Here is a 14,852-nt window from a genome sequence, read left to right as displayed (position 1 = left end):
ATTACATATAATAAGCTATTTAAAATAAACAAAAAAAGCCCTGAACAATTATTTTCAGGGCTTTTTTATTCTTATATATCCAAATTTTCCGGATCTCTTCTGTTATCCCAAAACGCCAGAATTTCAATAACATCTTTATTAACCCGATAATAAAGGGAAAAATTTTTATCAATCAAAACATATTTAACATCATCAATTTCAGAGGGAGAACCTATATTCGGATTTTCGGAAATAAGTTTTTCCTTTTTCTCAACTTCTTTTCTTAGCTTTTTTGAATATGCTTGGGAAGAATTATGAGCAATCCAATATTTTAACGTGTCAGCAAAAGATAACAATGCCTGACGAGTCCATTTTATCTGAAACATTGATCCAAAATTTCTTCAGCATCTTCTTTACTAACAAAATCTCCTTTATCAGCCTCATCTATACCCTTTAGCAATTGTTTCTTCTGCCACTCTGTAAGATTTTCTTCTTTATCAATTTCAAAATTAATTTTCAGCTCTTTCAGAAGGGCTTTCAGAAGATTGATCTGATTTTCGTTTTCTGTATGTATGGTAATTGTACTCATCATCATTATTTTAAGTAAAGTTAATAAAAAAATCCTTCCGATGTTCTCAGAAGGATTTCTATATGCATTTATTAAAAAATTAAAATTCAGCGTTTTTTGGAGTTCTCGGGAAAGGAATTACATCTCTGATGTTTGTCATTCCTGTTACGAAAAGAACCAGTCTTTCCAATCCGAGACCAAATCCTGCGTGCGGAACAGAACCAAATTTTCTTGTATCTAAATACCACCACAATTCGTGTTCATCAACGTGCATTTCTGTCATTTTCTGCTTCAAAACATCTAATCTCGCTTCTCTTTCAGAACCTCCGATGATTTCTCCGATTCCCGGGAAAAGAACGTCCATCGCAGCAACTGTTTTTCCGTCTTCATTCAGCTTCATGTAGAATGCTTTGATCTCTTTTGGATAATCAAACAGAACTACCGGACTTTCGAAATGCTTTTCAACCAGATATCTTTCGTGCTCAGACTGAAGATCGGTTCCCCAGTTTTCAACCGGATACTGGAATTTTCCTTTCTTATTTTCTTTTGAGTTCATTAAGATCTCGATAGCTTCTGTATAAGAAACTCTCTTGAAACGTTTCGCAATTACATTTTCAAGCTTTTCGATAAGACCTTCTTTTGCTCTGTCTTTTTCAGCCTTGGATTTTTGCTCTTCTTCAAAACGTTTGTCTAAGAACTCAAGATCGTCTTTGCAGTGATCCAGTACATATTTAATTACATATTTTAAGAAATCTTCTGCAAGATCAATGTTATCCTCAAGGTTGTTAAAAGCCACTTCCGGCTCAATCATCCAGAATTCTGCCAAGTGACGGGTTGTGTTTGAATTTTCTGCACGGAAAGTCGGTCCGAAAGTATAAATTCTTCCCAATCCCATCGCCGCAGTTTCTCCTTCAAGCTGTCCGGAAACCGTTAAATTTGTTTTTCTTCCGAAGAAATCCTGAGCAAAATCGATGTCTCCCTGCTCATCTCTCGGAATATTGTTCAGATCAAAATTCGTTACCCCGAACATTTCTCCGGCTCCTTCTGCATCGGCTCCCGTAATTACCGGCGTGTTGATGTAGAAAAACTGATTCTGGTTAAAGAAAGAATGTACCGCAAAACTCACCGCATGACGCACTCTGAAAACGGCTCCGAACAAGTTGGTTCTGAATCTCAAATGCGCCTGATCCCTCAAAGTTTCCAATGAGTGTTTTTTAGGCTGAAGAATCGTTTTGTCTCTTTCTTCAGTGAAGTTATCTCCTAAAATGGTAATTTTTTTAGCTAAAATCTCAACAGCCTGTCCTGCTCCCTGACTTTCCACCACTTCTCCTACAATTTTAAGGGAAGAAGCTGTACTGATTTTGCTGATAATCTCTTCGTCGAAATTTTCAAAATCAACAACAATCTGCAAATTATTAATCGTAGAACCATCATTAAGCGCAATAAAGCGATTTGCACGGAACGTTCTTACCCAACCGTAAACCGTAATGTCATGATGTAATACTTTCTTGTAATCCTGTAGGATTTCCTTAATTGTCTGCTTTTTCATTTGTTGATTAAAATTTTTCTGTAAAAATTAATGTCTACAAAGTTACAAAAAAACAGCGCAATTTGAGGATTACACTGTTTTAATTCAGTTCATTTATCAATTAATTACTCAAAAAATTATGCTTTAAATAAGAATCAATTAAAGAAAATCGATTTTTTTCTCTGTTTTCCTTTTCTTATTTTCCATGCATGATAAAAACTCGGAACATCATATTGCCATTTCGGAAGAATCAAAATAATTAAAATTACGTCAATGTGCGAAATAAATCCCAAAATAACGGTAATATAAAAAGCCCAGCCTGCCTGTTGAAATCCAATTAAACAGGTAAAAGCAATTAGCAAACTCAGTCCCCACATTTTTGACAGAAAAGCGTGAGTACAGGTCTCTTTGCCGAATTTTAGCCAGCTTATTATATAGCAAAGTGCTTCCATTACGAAAATTAGAGCAATTCCTTTCCATTCGTTTTTTATTAATTCAGCATTTAAAAAGTAAGAAGCAAATCCAAGAGATAGCCAGAATATCAAATCGGTCTGACTGTCTAATCTTCTAAGTTTTTCGGAAGAAACACCGACTTTTCGTGCGATAATTCCGTCGAAAATATCCGTTAATAAACCAAAATACATTAAGCTTAAAATTAAAAATCGGGATTGCTCTCCTTTAAAATAAGCTAACAAAAGGATGATTGGAGCCAAACAAAATCTTGTGGCGATTAATAAATAGGGTATTGTTTTCATTTCAATTGTTTTTTTAAGATTTAAAAGACTAAATTAAATCCCAAAGAAAATCTGAAACCCGAAGTAGAAAAGTACTTATAAGGTTCGTATTCAATATTATAACCCGATTCAGCAGAAATAAAATGGTAAAAAACTATTTCAAATTTTGGTGATACCGCATATGGAGTAATTCCAGCGCCGGTATATAAATTTGTAATTATACTTTTTTCTTTGAAATCTGCAACTTTGTAAAAATAATCCAGTTCCGGAATGACAATAAATTTTCTTTCCGGTGTATCCCACCAATTGAAATGCCCTCTTAAACTCACATAATTATTTTCATTAAGAGGAATTTTCGGACCGAAAGAAAGAAAAGATTTATCATTCATGATGGTTAATTCGAGACGAGTGCAAATAATTGATCCTATAATTGCCCAGTCTTTTTTGTTGCCGATTTTTGCGTTTACAAAACTGCAAAAAGACAGCGCAATGATTAATACAAAATTTTTCATGATTGCTTATTTTAAAAATTACACCTCAAAGCTATACTTGAAAATCTGTTTCATAAATGCGAAAAAAAATTAAAATAAATCTCTACATTTGTGAAAATCGCAAAAACCATGTATCAGGAACGTTTGCTTAAAGAAATCCGGAAAAAGATTGGCGAAAAATCTCTGAATGACGAAATTGCCAACATTCTCAATATCAGCTACGATGCGGCACACCGAAGAACTTCCCTGAAAGCAAAATTCAGTTTAGAGGAAGCTTTGGAACTGGCAAAGTATTTTCAGATTTCTCTGGATCAGTTTCAGACTTCTGACCGGCAGATTATAGTAAGAAAAACAAGTGTTGTTACGGAAACAGAAGATTTAAAATCATTTTTCCAGAACAATCTCAATGTGTTTGAAAATCTTCCTCTTTCAAAAGGAATGACGATCTATTATTCGGCGAAAGACATTCCGTTTTTTTACACGCTTTCAGATTCGATGCTTTCCCGTTTTAAAGTATATGTATGGATGAATCTGCTTAATTCCAAACAAGTTTTCATTCCTTTTTTGCAGTTTTCGCCTCCCGATTTTAAACTCGACACGAAAGAACTCAGGAAGAAATATGAGGAACAGAATGTTATTGAGTTATGGAATAACAGTACCATTTCGAGCATCCTACAGCAAATTTTGTTTTATTCTGAAACGGGGCACCTGAAACAGAGTGAGGCTCGGATTATTTTAAATGAATTAACGGAACTTATACAGTATATTGAGGAAAAAACAGAAAACGATACGAAATTTCAGCTGTACGAAAATGAACTAATGCATCTTTCCAATGACATCTTTTTTCATCATCCTCAACAGTCACTCTTTGCCATTCCGACCAATATGTTTGGCTATATTCTGATTAACGATGAAAAGACATGTACCGAAACACTGAATTATTTTGAGCATCAGATTAAAAATTCAAAATCGATGAATACTTCGGGAAACCGGGACCGAAAAATATTTTTTAACAGAATGTATACTCAGATTGAGGATTTGAAAAAGAAACTGAATACTAAAATGTAAGCAGCAAAATTATTTGTAAAATTATTCGTCTTTCTTGGAAGGAACCAAGAAAACATCAATAAGACCTTCCGGAAGCTGCATTTTGATGAATCTTTCATCTCTATTCACTTCTAAGATCCAGTCTTTGATGATAGGGATTACTACTTCTTTTCCATCGAGATTGGTAATAAAGTAAACCTGCGCTGTCTGATCGTTTACAGAACGGATCACTCCACAGTCGTTATCATTTTCATCATGGATATTGTACCCGATGATTTCATGGTAATAAAATTGCTTTCCGGTAAGTTTTGGTAAGCTTGAGAGAGGAAGATAGACGTTTTTCCCCAATGACTGATCCACTAAAGCTTCCGAGGAATTTTTAAATGCAATATTAAGAGCATCCAATTTACTCCAGGATGATTTTTCAATAAAAAAAGGAACCAATAATCCGTTGATTTCAACGAATATTGATTCCAGTTTATTGTAAAGCTCGGGCTGATCGGTATCCAGTTTAAGGATAACGTTTCCCGCAAGTCCGTGTCTGCGCGTGATTTTTCCTAATAAATAGCAATCTTCTTTACGCATACCGGATTTTTCTTAAGCTTCAGTATTTTCTTCTGTAGATTCAGCAGCAGCTTCTCCTTCTGTAGTTTCTTCAGCAGGTGCATTTGCAGCTTCTTCAGCAGCTTTAGCGTCCGCTTCAGCCTGTGCAGCAGCAGCCAATCTAGCTTCATTTACTTTTACTTCAGCTTCTAAAGCAGCTTTCTTAGCATCAGATTTAGCAGTAGCCAAACCGTCTACTTTACCTTGTACTTTAGCTTCTTTAGCTTCTACCCAAGCATTGAATCTTTTTTCAGCTTCAGCCTCATCAAAAGCTCCTTTAGCAACACCACCTTGTAAGTGTTTTTTGTAAAGCGCTCCTTTGTAAGAAAGAATAGCTCTTGCAGTATCAGTTGGCTGAGCACCGTTGTTTAACCACTTCACAGCAGAATCAACGTTCAAATCGATAGTTGCAGGGTTTGTAATTGGGTTGTATGTTCCTAGTTTCTCGATGAATTTACCATCTCTTCTTGCTCTAGAATCTGCAACCACGATGTGGAAAAAAGGTCTTCCTTTAGATCCGTGTCTTTGTAATCTGATTTTTACTGACATAATGTTTGAATTTTACGGGAACTCGTCCCAGTTAAATATTTAAGAGTGCAAAGATAATAAAAAAGTTCAAAGTAAAAAGCTTCTGGTAAAAAGTTTTGCAAATTCTCTTTTTTTGGAGCCGGGAACCTGCTCTCACTACTCGCTTTTTCCTTGGCTTCCGGCGCGGCTTCGCCGCGCCGGAAGCCAAGGAAAAGAGCTCAGACATGCCGTTCGATCAGGGCTATTTAGTCCAAATTACCCATGTAGAACAACCCAAGACATTTTTGGTTTTCCTCAATCGTTAAAGACTCTTTTAAATGATCTACGATTTTCGGGGAACTCCAGTAACAACCGATATTATTTGCTGTACAGGTAAGATACATATTCTGAACTGCCATGGAAACCGCGGCAATTTCTTCCCATTCCGGAACCATTCCGCTGAAATTAACAACAATGGAGACTACGGTATCTGCTTTATTGATTTTAAAGCCGATATCGTTGTATTTTTTTTCTAAAAAAAGATGTTCAGGTTGGGTAGATTTGTAAATCGACTGCATTTCTAAAGCAAGATTTGCTTTTTCCTCCCCTCTGAATATTTTAAAACGCCAGGGTTTTGTACGTTTATGATTGGGAGCTAACGTTGCCGAATGTAAAATTTCTTCAAGAATTTCCTGTGAAATTTCAGTATCCGAATAATCTTTCGGGAATATACTTCTTCTCTGCTCTATGATTTCTTTTAAAACTTCTGCTTTATTCATGAGCGTAAAATTACGAAAAAGTTGATGGCTGGCTGTTGATAGCTGATAGTTTTTAGTTATTGATAAGTTAGATTACGCGTTTATTTTAAAAGTTTGTTTGTCTTTCTGACGAATATTCAACGGTAATATCATCAAAATAGATTCTTCATTCCGCTACGCTCCATTCAGAATGACAGCAATGTTTAGTTTGAAAAATTCATCATTCATCATTCATCATTCATCATTCATCATTCATCATTCATAAAAATTAAAGTACCTCAACAATTTTCTGATGGATTTTATTGAGCGTAAATTCATCTCCGGGTTTCATGCCCATCATTTTCTTTGCCATCGGGCTTTCAGATGAAATAGCGTAAAAGCGGTCTCCTTCGAAGAAAAATTCACCTAAAGAAACTGAAATATAAAACCGTGCCTTATTGGTAATGACCAGAGAACCCAGTTGAACTCTTTCGGTAGAATTATTCAGGACTTTAGCCATATTTCTCCTGAGATCATTTAATGCGCCCAACTGACGCTGCATCTGGTAGATTTCTTCCTGCATTTCCTCGCGCATGCTGTCATATTTCGGAGTTTTTTTTATATCACGGCTTGCTTCCTGAGTAAATTCAATAAAGTTTTTAAGTTTCTCAATTTTTTCGGCAATTACGTTCTTCACATAATTTCTTATGTTATTTTTCTCAAATACGGTCTTCTCCATGAATCAAATCTTTATATAAAGATAATATTTTTTCAATAATTCTTACTCGGCTTAACATAAAATAACAATTCCAAATATGGTACTGAAATTTTAAAATAATTTCTACATTTGTTTTTTAACAAATAAAACTAAAATACCATGTTTAAAGCACCATTTTCTTTCGAGGGAAGAATCAGAAGAACAGAGTATGGACTATCCTATCTTATCTATTTAGTATTTTCTGTTCCCTTCAATCTTTATTTTAATATTAATAATAACGAAGATCCTCCAGGAGTTCTTCTTATTATCTTTTTACTATTGCTTATTCCTCTAGTGTGGTTTATGTTAGCACAAGGAGCAAAAAGATGTCACGACAGAGGAAATTCAGGATGGTTTCAGATTATTCCCTTCTATTCCCTTTGGATGTTGTTTGGAAACAGCGACCATGGTCCGAACGAATACGGTCCCAATCCGAAAGGTGAAGGAAATTACAATTCTATCAATGAAATAGGTCAAAAAGAATATTAAGAATAAAGCCTTGTGAAAAATTTCACAAGGCTTTATTTTATTTTGATGTAAAAAATCTTTATTTTTCTACTAATTTCTTCAGATTATTCAGACCTTCTTCATAGGATTTTCCCATTTGGTAATCCATCATCGGGCGCATTATTTTCATCATCGGATCTTGTTCCGTATCCATCGTCCACGTTACTTTTGTACCATTTCCTTCTGGAGATAAAGTAATTTCTGAGGTTGCCTGTCCCGCAAAAGGTCTTTCAAAAATCATTTCAGTCTTTTGTTTCTGATTTTCAACCAATTCTTTTATTTCCTGACATCCTGCTCCTGCATCATCATTTTTGCTGTCCCAACAATATTTATCTCCCACCTGTCCTTCATTTCCGGAGTACGTAAGTTTCATGTTCGGATCCAACTTCATCCACGGATTCCACTGGTTGAATGCTTTTGTGGAACTGATCTGTTTCCAGACTTTTTCTTTCGGAGCGTTCATCACCATAGATTTTTCATAATGATAATTGTTGCCGAAAGCCAAAATGGCAACTACAGCGTAAACTGCAATTAACAAAATAATGATTCCAAGAGCCTTTAAAAATGTTTTCATCGTTATATTATTTTAGGAGTTTATAATTTTATCTTAATAAGACTTCAGTTAACTGTCAAAATTAATCAATCCGGCTTCATCTTAACTTTGCATATGACAAGATTATACAATAATATCAATTTTGTCACAACTTCTTTTCAGGCATCATTTTTGAGCATTTTTGCTGTCGGTTCCGGAGAATCATTAAATTTACAATAATTAAAAATCAGAATATGAATATTTTAACAGAAAAATTTACCACACCATATCATTCAGCACCTTTCGATCAGATTAAAACTGAAGATTATCTTCCTGCTTTTAAAGAATTAATTAAAAAATCCGAAGAAGAGATCGATGCGATCACCAATAATTCTGCAGAACCAACCTTTGAAAATGTAATTGAAGCATTGGCGTATTCAGGAGAGCAGCTTGATGTGGTTTCCAATATATTTTTCAATTTAAATTCTGCAGAAACCAGCGACGAAATCCAAAAGATCGCACAGGAAGTTTCTCCGATTCTAACAGAATATTCTTCAAAAATTTCTCAAAACGAAGCTCTTTTCAGTAAAATTAAAAAAGTGTACGATGAAAAAGAGAAATATAACCTCAACGAAGAGCAGAAAATGCTTCTGGAGGAAACGTACAAAGGTTTTGTGAGAAGCGGTGCTTTATTAAATGAAGAAGACAAAGAGAAATTAAAGAAAATCAGCATGGATTTGTCTTTAAAATCGCTTCAGTTCGGACAGAATGTATTGGCTTCAACGAATAATTATTTTAAACATATCACCAATAAAGAAGATCTTGCGGGGATTCCGGAAGCTATTCTTGAACAATATGCAGAAGAAGCCAAAGAAAGAAATCTGGAAGGATGGGTGGTAACGCTGCAATATCCAAGTTATATTCCGTTCATGACGTATGCTGAAAACCGTGAGCTTAGAAAGGAAATTACTTTGGCAAACGGCAAAAAGTCTTTCGACGGCGGAGAATTTGATAATCAGAATTTAATTAAAGAATTGCTGAATTTAAAACAGCAAAAAGCTGAATTATTAGGCTATAAAAATTATGCAGATTACGTTCTGGAGGAAAGAATGGCAAAATCTCCGACAAAAGTTATCGATTTTCTGAACGAACTTTTAACCAAAGCAAAACCTTATGCCGACAAAGAAATTGAAGAGTTGAAATCTTTGGCAAAAGCAGACGGAATTGAAGAAATGCAAGGTTATGACCACGCTTTTTATGCAGAAAAACTCCGCAAAGCAAAATATGATCTCAATGATGAAGAATTAAAACCTTATTTTCCGTTAAATCAGGTTCAGGATGCTGTTTTCGGATTGGCAAAACAACTTTTCGGATTGACTTTTGAGGAAAGAAACGATATTCCGAAATACCATGAAGAGGTAAAGGTTTATGAGGTAAAAGAAGTCTTCGACTCCGCTCAGACTGACAACAAACAACCATCAACCCAATTCAAAGCGCTGCTTTATGTAGATTATTTCCCGCGAAAAAGCAAAAGAGCGGGAGCATGGATGACGAGTTATAAAAACCAGTACAAAAAAGACGGCGAAAATTCCCGTCCGCATATTTCTATCGTTTGTAATTTCAGTAAGCCGACGAAGGATACGCCGAGTTTACTGACGTTTCAGGAAGTAACGACTTTGTTCCATGAATTTGGTCATGCTCTTCACGGAATGCTTGCCGATACGCAATACCCTACTCTTTCCGGAACTTCCGTAAAATGGGATTTCGTGGAGCTGCCTTCTCAATTCCTTGAAAATTTCTGCTACGAACCGGAATTCTTAAAAACGTTCGCAAAACATTACAAAACAGGAGAAGTTTTGCCGGATGAAAAAATTGAGAAAATCGCCCAGTCTAAAAACTTTATGGAAGGTTATCAGACCTTGAGGCAGCTTGGTTTCGGGTTACTGGATATGAATTACCATACTAAAGTTGAAGAGTTGGAGAATAAAAGTGTAAAGGAGTTTGAGGATGAATATACAAAAGCAACACAGTTATATCCTGCGAATCCTGAAACGGCGATGAGTCCGAGTTTTTCACATATTTTTCAGGGTGGATATTCTGCGGGATATTATTCTTACAAATGGGCGGAAGTTCTGGATGCAGATGCGTTTCAATATTTCAAGGAAAACGGAATTTTCAATCCTAAAATTGCTGCAAAATACAAAGTTCTTCTTTCTTCCGGCGGTACAAAAGATCCGATGGAGCTATACAAGAATTTCAGAGGAAGCGAACCGAAAGTGGAAAGTTTGCTGAAGAGAGCGTTTGGATAAAAACATTTCTAAAACCATTAAGTTATTGAGCTTAATGGTTTTATTTTAAAAATCCGTAATGAAAATTTAAGCTATTCTTAATTATAAATCTGAAACGCAAAGCTTTATATTCAGAGCTAAATATTTAAGTAAAGCAAAGTGAGGCAGATTTCATCTGCTATGAAGCGCACGTTTCATCATCTGCACATAACGGAAATATGCTTGTTCTCTTTAATCTTAAAAATTGTTTTACTTTGCGTAGAATTAAAATTTATATTTGAGAATCCGTTTTAAACCAATTCGAAATTAAAACCATGGAATTAATTAAAGACATTGTCTGTCAGGTTTATTTTGACGGAAAATCAACCGAAAAAATTTTTGAACTTTTACATCTTTATCTGCCTAAATATGAGTCTTTGAATTTAGATTATACTTCCAGAATAGATAGCGAAGAAGGCTTTACCAGCAATAAAGAGATGATCGATTATTTTGTAAATAAAGATCATGTTGACCAGACATTTTACTGGAATCAATATGTAAATAATCCTGATAAAATTTCATTTGGCGTCAATATCACAGATGATAATAAAACTGTCTTCAGTTTAACTATTGACGGAACCATTACTTTAGCTGAAATTTATTTAAATGATTTGAAACAAAGGCTGAATTCTGATATCGGAGTTATTACTTTTTTTAATCCTGCCGAATATGAAAATGGACTTGATTTTAAAATGAAGTATCAATAATTTTCACAGTTTATTATTAGATTTGAAATAAAAAGTGACAATGTACAATATCAAAGATCTTTACAAAACCTTAGATGAACGACGACGTCCGGAAGATGTTGCGGAAATGATTGTTGAACTTATGAAAGTTCAACTTTCAACTCATGAAAATCAAATTCTGGAAAAGGCAGCAAAAGGATCTCTGAATAGAAATCTGTACGGCTATACTTCAATGTTAGAAAGTTTTGGAACTACAGTTGGTGCAGAAGTCCAAATTAATAAAGCCATAGAAATCTTTAAGATTGAAACTCAAAAAACTGACAAATATGGTCGTAAGACAGAAGATATTGAAGATTTTTTAAATAAGACTTCTCCCCTCATTTTTAAATCCTTTGGTCAGAATAATTTTAAGACAGACAGGCTGAACAAAATTCAAAGAAAAGAAATAGGTCTGGATATTTCTAAACGGAATTACAATAAAAAATGGCGTCTCCTGAAAAGGATCGAAAAGAAATTAAAAACATTAATTCAGGAAACTAAAAAGCTTGAGTTTCAAAAAATTTCTAAACACGGACTAGCTCACACGATAAGTTTTGAGGATTTTCAATCTGATCTAAATACTGCATGTTTTATCGCTTATTATAATGCACGCTGCAATATGAGAAGTGTATTTACCAATCAAAGTCAGGAGAGACCATTTGATGAAATTTGCGAAATTTTATTCGGGAGATGTAAAGAAAATCCTGAAAATACAAATTGGTGGGCAATTTCTCATATTTACACAAGCGATACAACTTTAAATCATTTAAGTGATAAACAAAAAGGCGAACTCTTGGGCAAATGGACATCTATTATTCAGGAAATCTCCGGTTTTTTAGAATTGTTATGGAACAAAAACAATATCAATCGCCAGACAATGGCTGTAAGACGCGGAAATGATTCTACAACCTGGAATAATACAGCCGGAGCATGGAATAAAGCAAGAGACAACTGGATGAATCTTATTTATGCAATGGGAATGGATTTTATTCTGGAAGACATTTGCTTTGGAAAAGTCATGAGATTAATGGCTGCTGATGTTGTTGCATGGCATTATGCAACAGGCAGTAAGATTGATCCTAATACAGAAGTATGGAACAAGATTCCTCTACCTTGGGAAGTTTTTCAGGGGAAAGCATTTTGCAATAAAAAATTAATTACAGATATTTGCCGAGAAGCAAGAATAGATCCCGAAAAATGCGGATGGATTGCACCAAGACAACATTCGGTTGCGAAATTTAAACCGACACCCGAACTTGTACACGGAGTAACGGTTTCAAATCCATTTTTGGCAGCAGTTTTAAGAAAGAATAAATTTTTCTCTGGAAAAATAAATTAAAAATTAAGATAGGTTAATTCAGTGGCAGAATATCCGGCTCTTCTTCCGGATTGACGTAGGTTCGAGCCCTACACTTATCTTCGTATCTGGTATAGCTCAGCGGCAGAGCACCCGGCTCTTCACCCGGGAGGACACAGGTTCGAGCCCTGTTATCAGAACAAAAATTATATTCGATGAATCCTTTAATATTTTAAAGATTGGTGTTCATAAAAATATAATGTAATTGTCTTTATTTCCTTTTAATGAAGTTTAAAATTATCCTTTTTACTCTAACGGCATTATATTCAACATGTCAATCTCAAAGAAGAAATGATTTCCCAGATTCAGATAAAATTCCCAACTGCGATTTAATAAAAAAAGGAACTTTTTCAAGGGACGAAAAAGGTAACTCTGGTTTTAAAGTTAAATTCAATAATAATAAAATGACTGAAATCTATGGAAGAAAAACTGTTATTATAGAAAGTGATATAAAAATGCTGAGTAAATGTAAATTTGAGGCTGAAATAAAAAATGCCGGACAGCTTATTTTATGTTGGTAAAAAAACGGAATATGAAGTTGTAGAAACAGGAAAAAATTATATTATATATGATTATCGGTGCAATGAAGGCAAAAACATTTGTTCAGAAATTTTAGAAAAAAAATAAAAATCATGAGTAACACAAACACAAGATTACAAAACGTAAAAAAACTTCAGGCAAAAAGATGGGAAAATGAAGATCATTGGGATGCAATTAACGATCTTTTAATCAAAGAGCTAGATGAAATTTTAGCACTAGAACCGGAAAATACTTCAGCCTTAATTAACATCGGTGCAATCTATTCTGATATGGGAGAAGACGAGCAGGCTTTAAAATATCTTCACAGGGCATTAAATCTGGGTTCGGCGGATAAGAATCTGTTTATTAATCTTGCAATTGTGATGACTTACATGGGAAAGCATCCTGAAGAATATCATGAATTTTTGGAAATTGCAGAAGACAAAACAGAAGATCCGCTTACTTTTAAAGCTCATTTTGATCCGGAGTCGCGTTGAGAATTTTATCTAAAATAATGATTCGGTTTAATAATCAATTCCCAATTTTTCTGTAATTTCAGCATTTTTAAAAAACATAAATAATAACCATCTTATATGAAGAAAACAATTATTTCGGCATTTTTTATTATCATTTTTTCAGCTCTTAAAGCGCAGATTCCCACTGTAAAACCTTTGAATGTGGGTCTGGAGAAAAATTATCAAAACTTCAGTTCAAAAAAAGAAACGGTAATTCAAAAAGAAATCATAAAACTCGGTGACTTTAAAGACCTTCATTTTCAGAAAATTGTTCTTAAAGATTTGTCGGATGATTCTACGCTGAGTGTTTTGGGCATCATGACACTTTCCGAAACTTTCGACAACATTTCCAGAAAGACCATTACTCTGGAAAAAGATGAAGTCGAAAAACTCATCAATGCGCTTGAAAAAATTCAGCAGAACTCATCTTCCAAAACTGAAAACGACACCAAATACAAATACACCACCAAAAGCGGTATTGAAACAGGAAGCAACTACCATGCTGATCTGAAAACATGGGAATATTACCTGAAATTGCCAGCTACATTCTACAGTCAGAATGAAATACAGTTTTCCCAAAACGGACTTGCCGAATTGATAAAATTCCTTAAAACGGCAAATCATAAACTTTAAAATCAATAACTATGTTTACTTTCTTTAAAAGAAAAAAGCCGGAAGTTACCATCCATTCGGTTTCTATCCCCACTTTCGGATGGGAAATCGTCGATCAGAATGCGGAACGTATTGTGTGGGTGAATCCTGAGCAAAGCGCTTTAATTTCTCTCTATTTTTTCAATATTCCTCCTGATTTGCCAACTGTTAAAAATGCAGATGAATTAAGAAATTTTCACAGACATTCCATTTCAGCTTCCGGCGGTGGTATTGTTGAGGTTTCACTATTTAATCTTCATAACATACCCAGTGTAAAAATCATTTTTAAAATTCCGCAGGAAGAACATGGGATGACGTATCTTGCATCGGTTACCATTCCTTTTGAAAACTGCAGTTTCGTCATCAAAGCTCAGGCTGTTGAAACCGGAACAACAGGGATAAGAGATAATCTGATACTAAGCAGATTTCTCCAAAACGGCGAAGTTACATTCGATGATAATGGACTTAAAAACTGGTTTGAAGATCCGTACGAACCTTCGTTCAGATCCGGAACTCTTATGAACAAATCTGAAAGAGAAGAATATGACAGTGATTTTCCCGATCATCCCCTTTCCATCGTTCGAAGCATGATGAATAAAGCCATTCAGGAAGTTGTTTTAAAAGATGAACTAAAATATTTAAACATTTTCAACAAATAGTAAAACTTATAATAAAAACACCTGTAAAGTGTATAAAATAATACCAATCTGCATTTTCATGTGAAATTTTTCACTACCTTAGTTTTGAAATTTGCTGAAAAATAAGGCA

The 14,852-nt window shown here is 34.6% G+C and carries 19 protein-coding genes and 2 tRNA genes; 11 read left to right on the top strand and 10 right to left on the bottom strand.

Features of this window, described 5'->3' with window-relative positions; translation table 11 throughout:
- Positions 1-71: 71 nt before the first annotated feature.
- The 5 genes from AC52CF_RS04050 to AC52CF_RS04030 all read right to left on the bottom strand — a co-directional run bounded on the left by AC52CF_RS04050 (position 72) and on the right by AC52CF_RS04030 (position 3,321).
- On the bottom strand, positions 72-365 hold the full coding sequence (locus tag AC52CF_RS04050; RefSeq protein WP_496517894.1) for a type II toxin-antitoxin system RelE/ParE family toxin: 294 nt from the start codon (positions 363-365) through the stop codon (positions 72-74).
- Complete coding sequence (locus AC52CF_RS04045; RefSeq protein WP_496517893.1) at positions 353-574, bottom strand: DUF2683 family protein; 222 nt, start codon at positions 572-574, stop codon at positions 353-355. The genes AC52CF_RS04050 and AC52CF_RS04045 overlap by 13 nt, the downstream gene beginning before the upstream one ends.
- Positions 575-647: 73 nt before the next feature.
- Complete coding sequence (gene asnS, locus AC52CF_RS04040) at positions 648-2,096, bottom strand: asparagine--tRNA ligase (protein WP_496517892.1); 1,449 nt, start codon at positions 2,094-2,096, stop codon at positions 648-650.
- Positions 2,097-2,230: 134 nt separating this feature from the next.
- Positions 2,231-2,830, bottom strand: a complete 600-nt coding sequence (locus tag AC52CF_RS04035; RefSeq protein ID WP_496517891.1) for a CDP-alcohol phosphatidyltransferase family protein — start codon at positions 2,828-2,830, stop codon at positions 2,231-2,233.
- Positions 2,831-2,850: 20 nt separating this feature from the next.
- Entirely contained in the window at positions 2,851-3,321 is a 471-nt protein-coding gene (locus tag AC52CF_RS04030; protein WP_496517890.1) for a hypothetical protein, read from the bottom strand.
- 90 nt (positions 3,322-3,411) lie between these two features.
- Between AC52CF_RS04030 and AC52CF_RS04025 the strand changes: the two genes are divergently transcribed.
- Positions 3,412-4,368 carry a helix-turn-helix domain-containing protein gene (locus tag AC52CF_RS04025; RefSeq protein ID WP_496517889.1) on the top strand — a complete coding sequence of 319 codons (957 nt, stop codon included), beginning with the start codon at positions 3,412-3,414 and terminating at the stop codon, positions 4,366-4,368.
- Between the two features lie 21 nt (positions 4,369-4,389).
- Here AC52CF_RS04025 and rimM read toward each other — a convergent pair whose 3' ends face one another.
- From rimM to AC52CF_RS04005, 4 genes are all read right to left on the bottom strand, one after another.
- Positions 4,390-4,932 carry a ribosome maturation factor RimM gene (gene rimM / locus AC52CF_RS04020; RefSeq protein WP_235129813.1) on the bottom strand — a complete coding sequence of 181 codons (543 nt, stop codon included), beginning with the start codon at positions 4,930-4,932 and terminating at the stop codon, positions 4,390-4,392.
- Between the two features lie 12 nt (positions 4,933-4,944).
- Positions 4,945-5,499, bottom strand: a complete 555-nt coding sequence (locus AC52CF_RS04015; protein WP_214590676.1) for a 30S ribosomal protein S16 — start codon at positions 5,497-5,499, stop codon at positions 4,945-4,947.
- Between the two features lie 224 nt (positions 5,500-5,723).
- Positions 5,724-6,236, bottom strand: a complete 513-nt coding sequence (locus AC52CF_RS04010) for a nitroreductase family protein (RefSeq protein WP_496517888.1) — start codon at positions 6,234-6,236, stop codon at positions 5,724-5,726.
- Positions 6,237-6,483: 247 nt separating this feature from the next.
- Positions 6,484-6,933, bottom strand: a complete 450-nt coding sequence (locus AC52CF_RS04005) for a GreA/GreB family elongation factor (protein ID WP_214590678.1) — start codon at positions 6,931-6,933, stop codon at positions 6,484-6,486.
- Between the two features lie 138 nt (positions 6,934-7,071).
- On the opposite strand from AC52CF_RS04005, the gene AC52CF_RS04000 reads away from it, so the two are divergent.
- Positions 7,072-7,440, top strand: a complete 369-nt coding sequence (locus AC52CF_RS04000) for a DUF805 domain-containing protein (protein WP_214590679.1) — start codon at positions 7,072-7,074, stop codon at positions 7,438-7,440.
- Between the two features lie 58 nt (positions 7,441-7,498).
- Here AC52CF_RS04000 and AC52CF_RS03995 read toward each other — a convergent pair whose 3' ends face one another.
- Positions 7,499-8,032, bottom strand: a complete 534-nt coding sequence (locus tag AC52CF_RS03995) for an SRPBCC family protein (RefSeq protein WP_214590680.1) — start codon at positions 8,030-8,032, stop codon at positions 7,499-7,501.
- Between the two features lie 212 nt (positions 8,033-8,244).
- Between AC52CF_RS03995 and AC52CF_RS03990 the strand changes: the two genes are divergently transcribed.
- The 9 genes from AC52CF_RS03990 (at position 8,245) to AC52CF_RS03950 (ending at position 14,743) form a co-directional block, all read left to right on the top strand.
- Positions 8,245-10,299, top strand: a complete 2,055-nt coding sequence (locus tag AC52CF_RS03990; RefSeq protein ID WP_214590681.1) for a M3 family metallopeptidase — start codon at positions 8,245-8,247, stop codon at positions 10,297-10,299.
- Between the two features lie 293 nt (positions 10,300-10,592).
- Complete coding sequence (locus tag AC52CF_RS03985; protein ID WP_214590682.1) at positions 10,593-11,024, top strand: hypothetical protein; 432 nt, start codon at positions 10,593-10,595, stop codon at positions 11,022-11,024.
- Positions 11,025-11,064: 40 nt separating this feature from the next.
- Positions 11,065-12,381: a hypothetical protein gene (locus AC52CF_RS03980; protein ID WP_214590683.1), complete on the top strand. Its 1,317-nt coding sequence runs from the start codon at positions 11,065-11,067 to the stop codon at positions 12,379-12,381.
- Between the two features lie 7 nt (positions 12,382-12,388).
- Positions 12,389-12,461: transfer RNA gene (locus AC52CF_RS03975), tRNA-OTHER, on the top strand.
- Positions 12,462-12,466: 5 nt separating this feature from the next.
- Positions 12,467-12,539, top strand: a tRNA-Lys gene (locus AC52CF_RS03970).
- 84 nt (positions 12,540-12,623) lie between these two features.
- Entirely contained in the window at positions 12,624-12,920 is a 297-nt protein-coding gene (locus AC52CF_RS03965; RefSeq protein WP_214590684.1) for a hypothetical protein, read from the top strand.
- 111 nt (positions 12,921-13,031) lie between these two features.
- Positions 13,032-13,415, top strand: a complete 384-nt coding sequence (locus tag AC52CF_RS03960; RefSeq protein WP_214590685.1) for a tetratricopeptide repeat protein — start codon at positions 13,032-13,034, stop codon at positions 13,413-13,415.
- A 96-nt stretch (positions 13,416-13,511) separates the two neighbouring features.
- Positions 13,512-14,066 carry a hypothetical protein gene (locus tag AC52CF_RS03955; protein ID WP_214590686.1) on the top strand — a complete coding sequence of 185 codons (555 nt, stop codon included), beginning with the start codon at positions 13,512-13,514 and terminating at the stop codon, positions 14,064-14,066.
- Between the two features lie 11 nt (positions 14,067-14,077).
- The gene (locus AC52CF_RS03950; protein ID WP_214590687.1) at positions 14,078-14,743 is read left to right on the top strand and encodes a hypothetical protein; all 666 of its coding nucleotides are present in this window, start codon (positions 14,078-14,080) and stop codon (positions 14,741-14,743) included.
- The last annotated feature ends 109 nt before the right edge of the window (positions 14,744-14,852 follow it).

The sequence above is a fragment of the Chryseobacterium sp. 2P genome (genome assembly GCF_059579425.1).
Note: the sequence above shows the minus strand (reverse complement) of the source record. Positions and strands in the feature narration are given on the sequence as shown.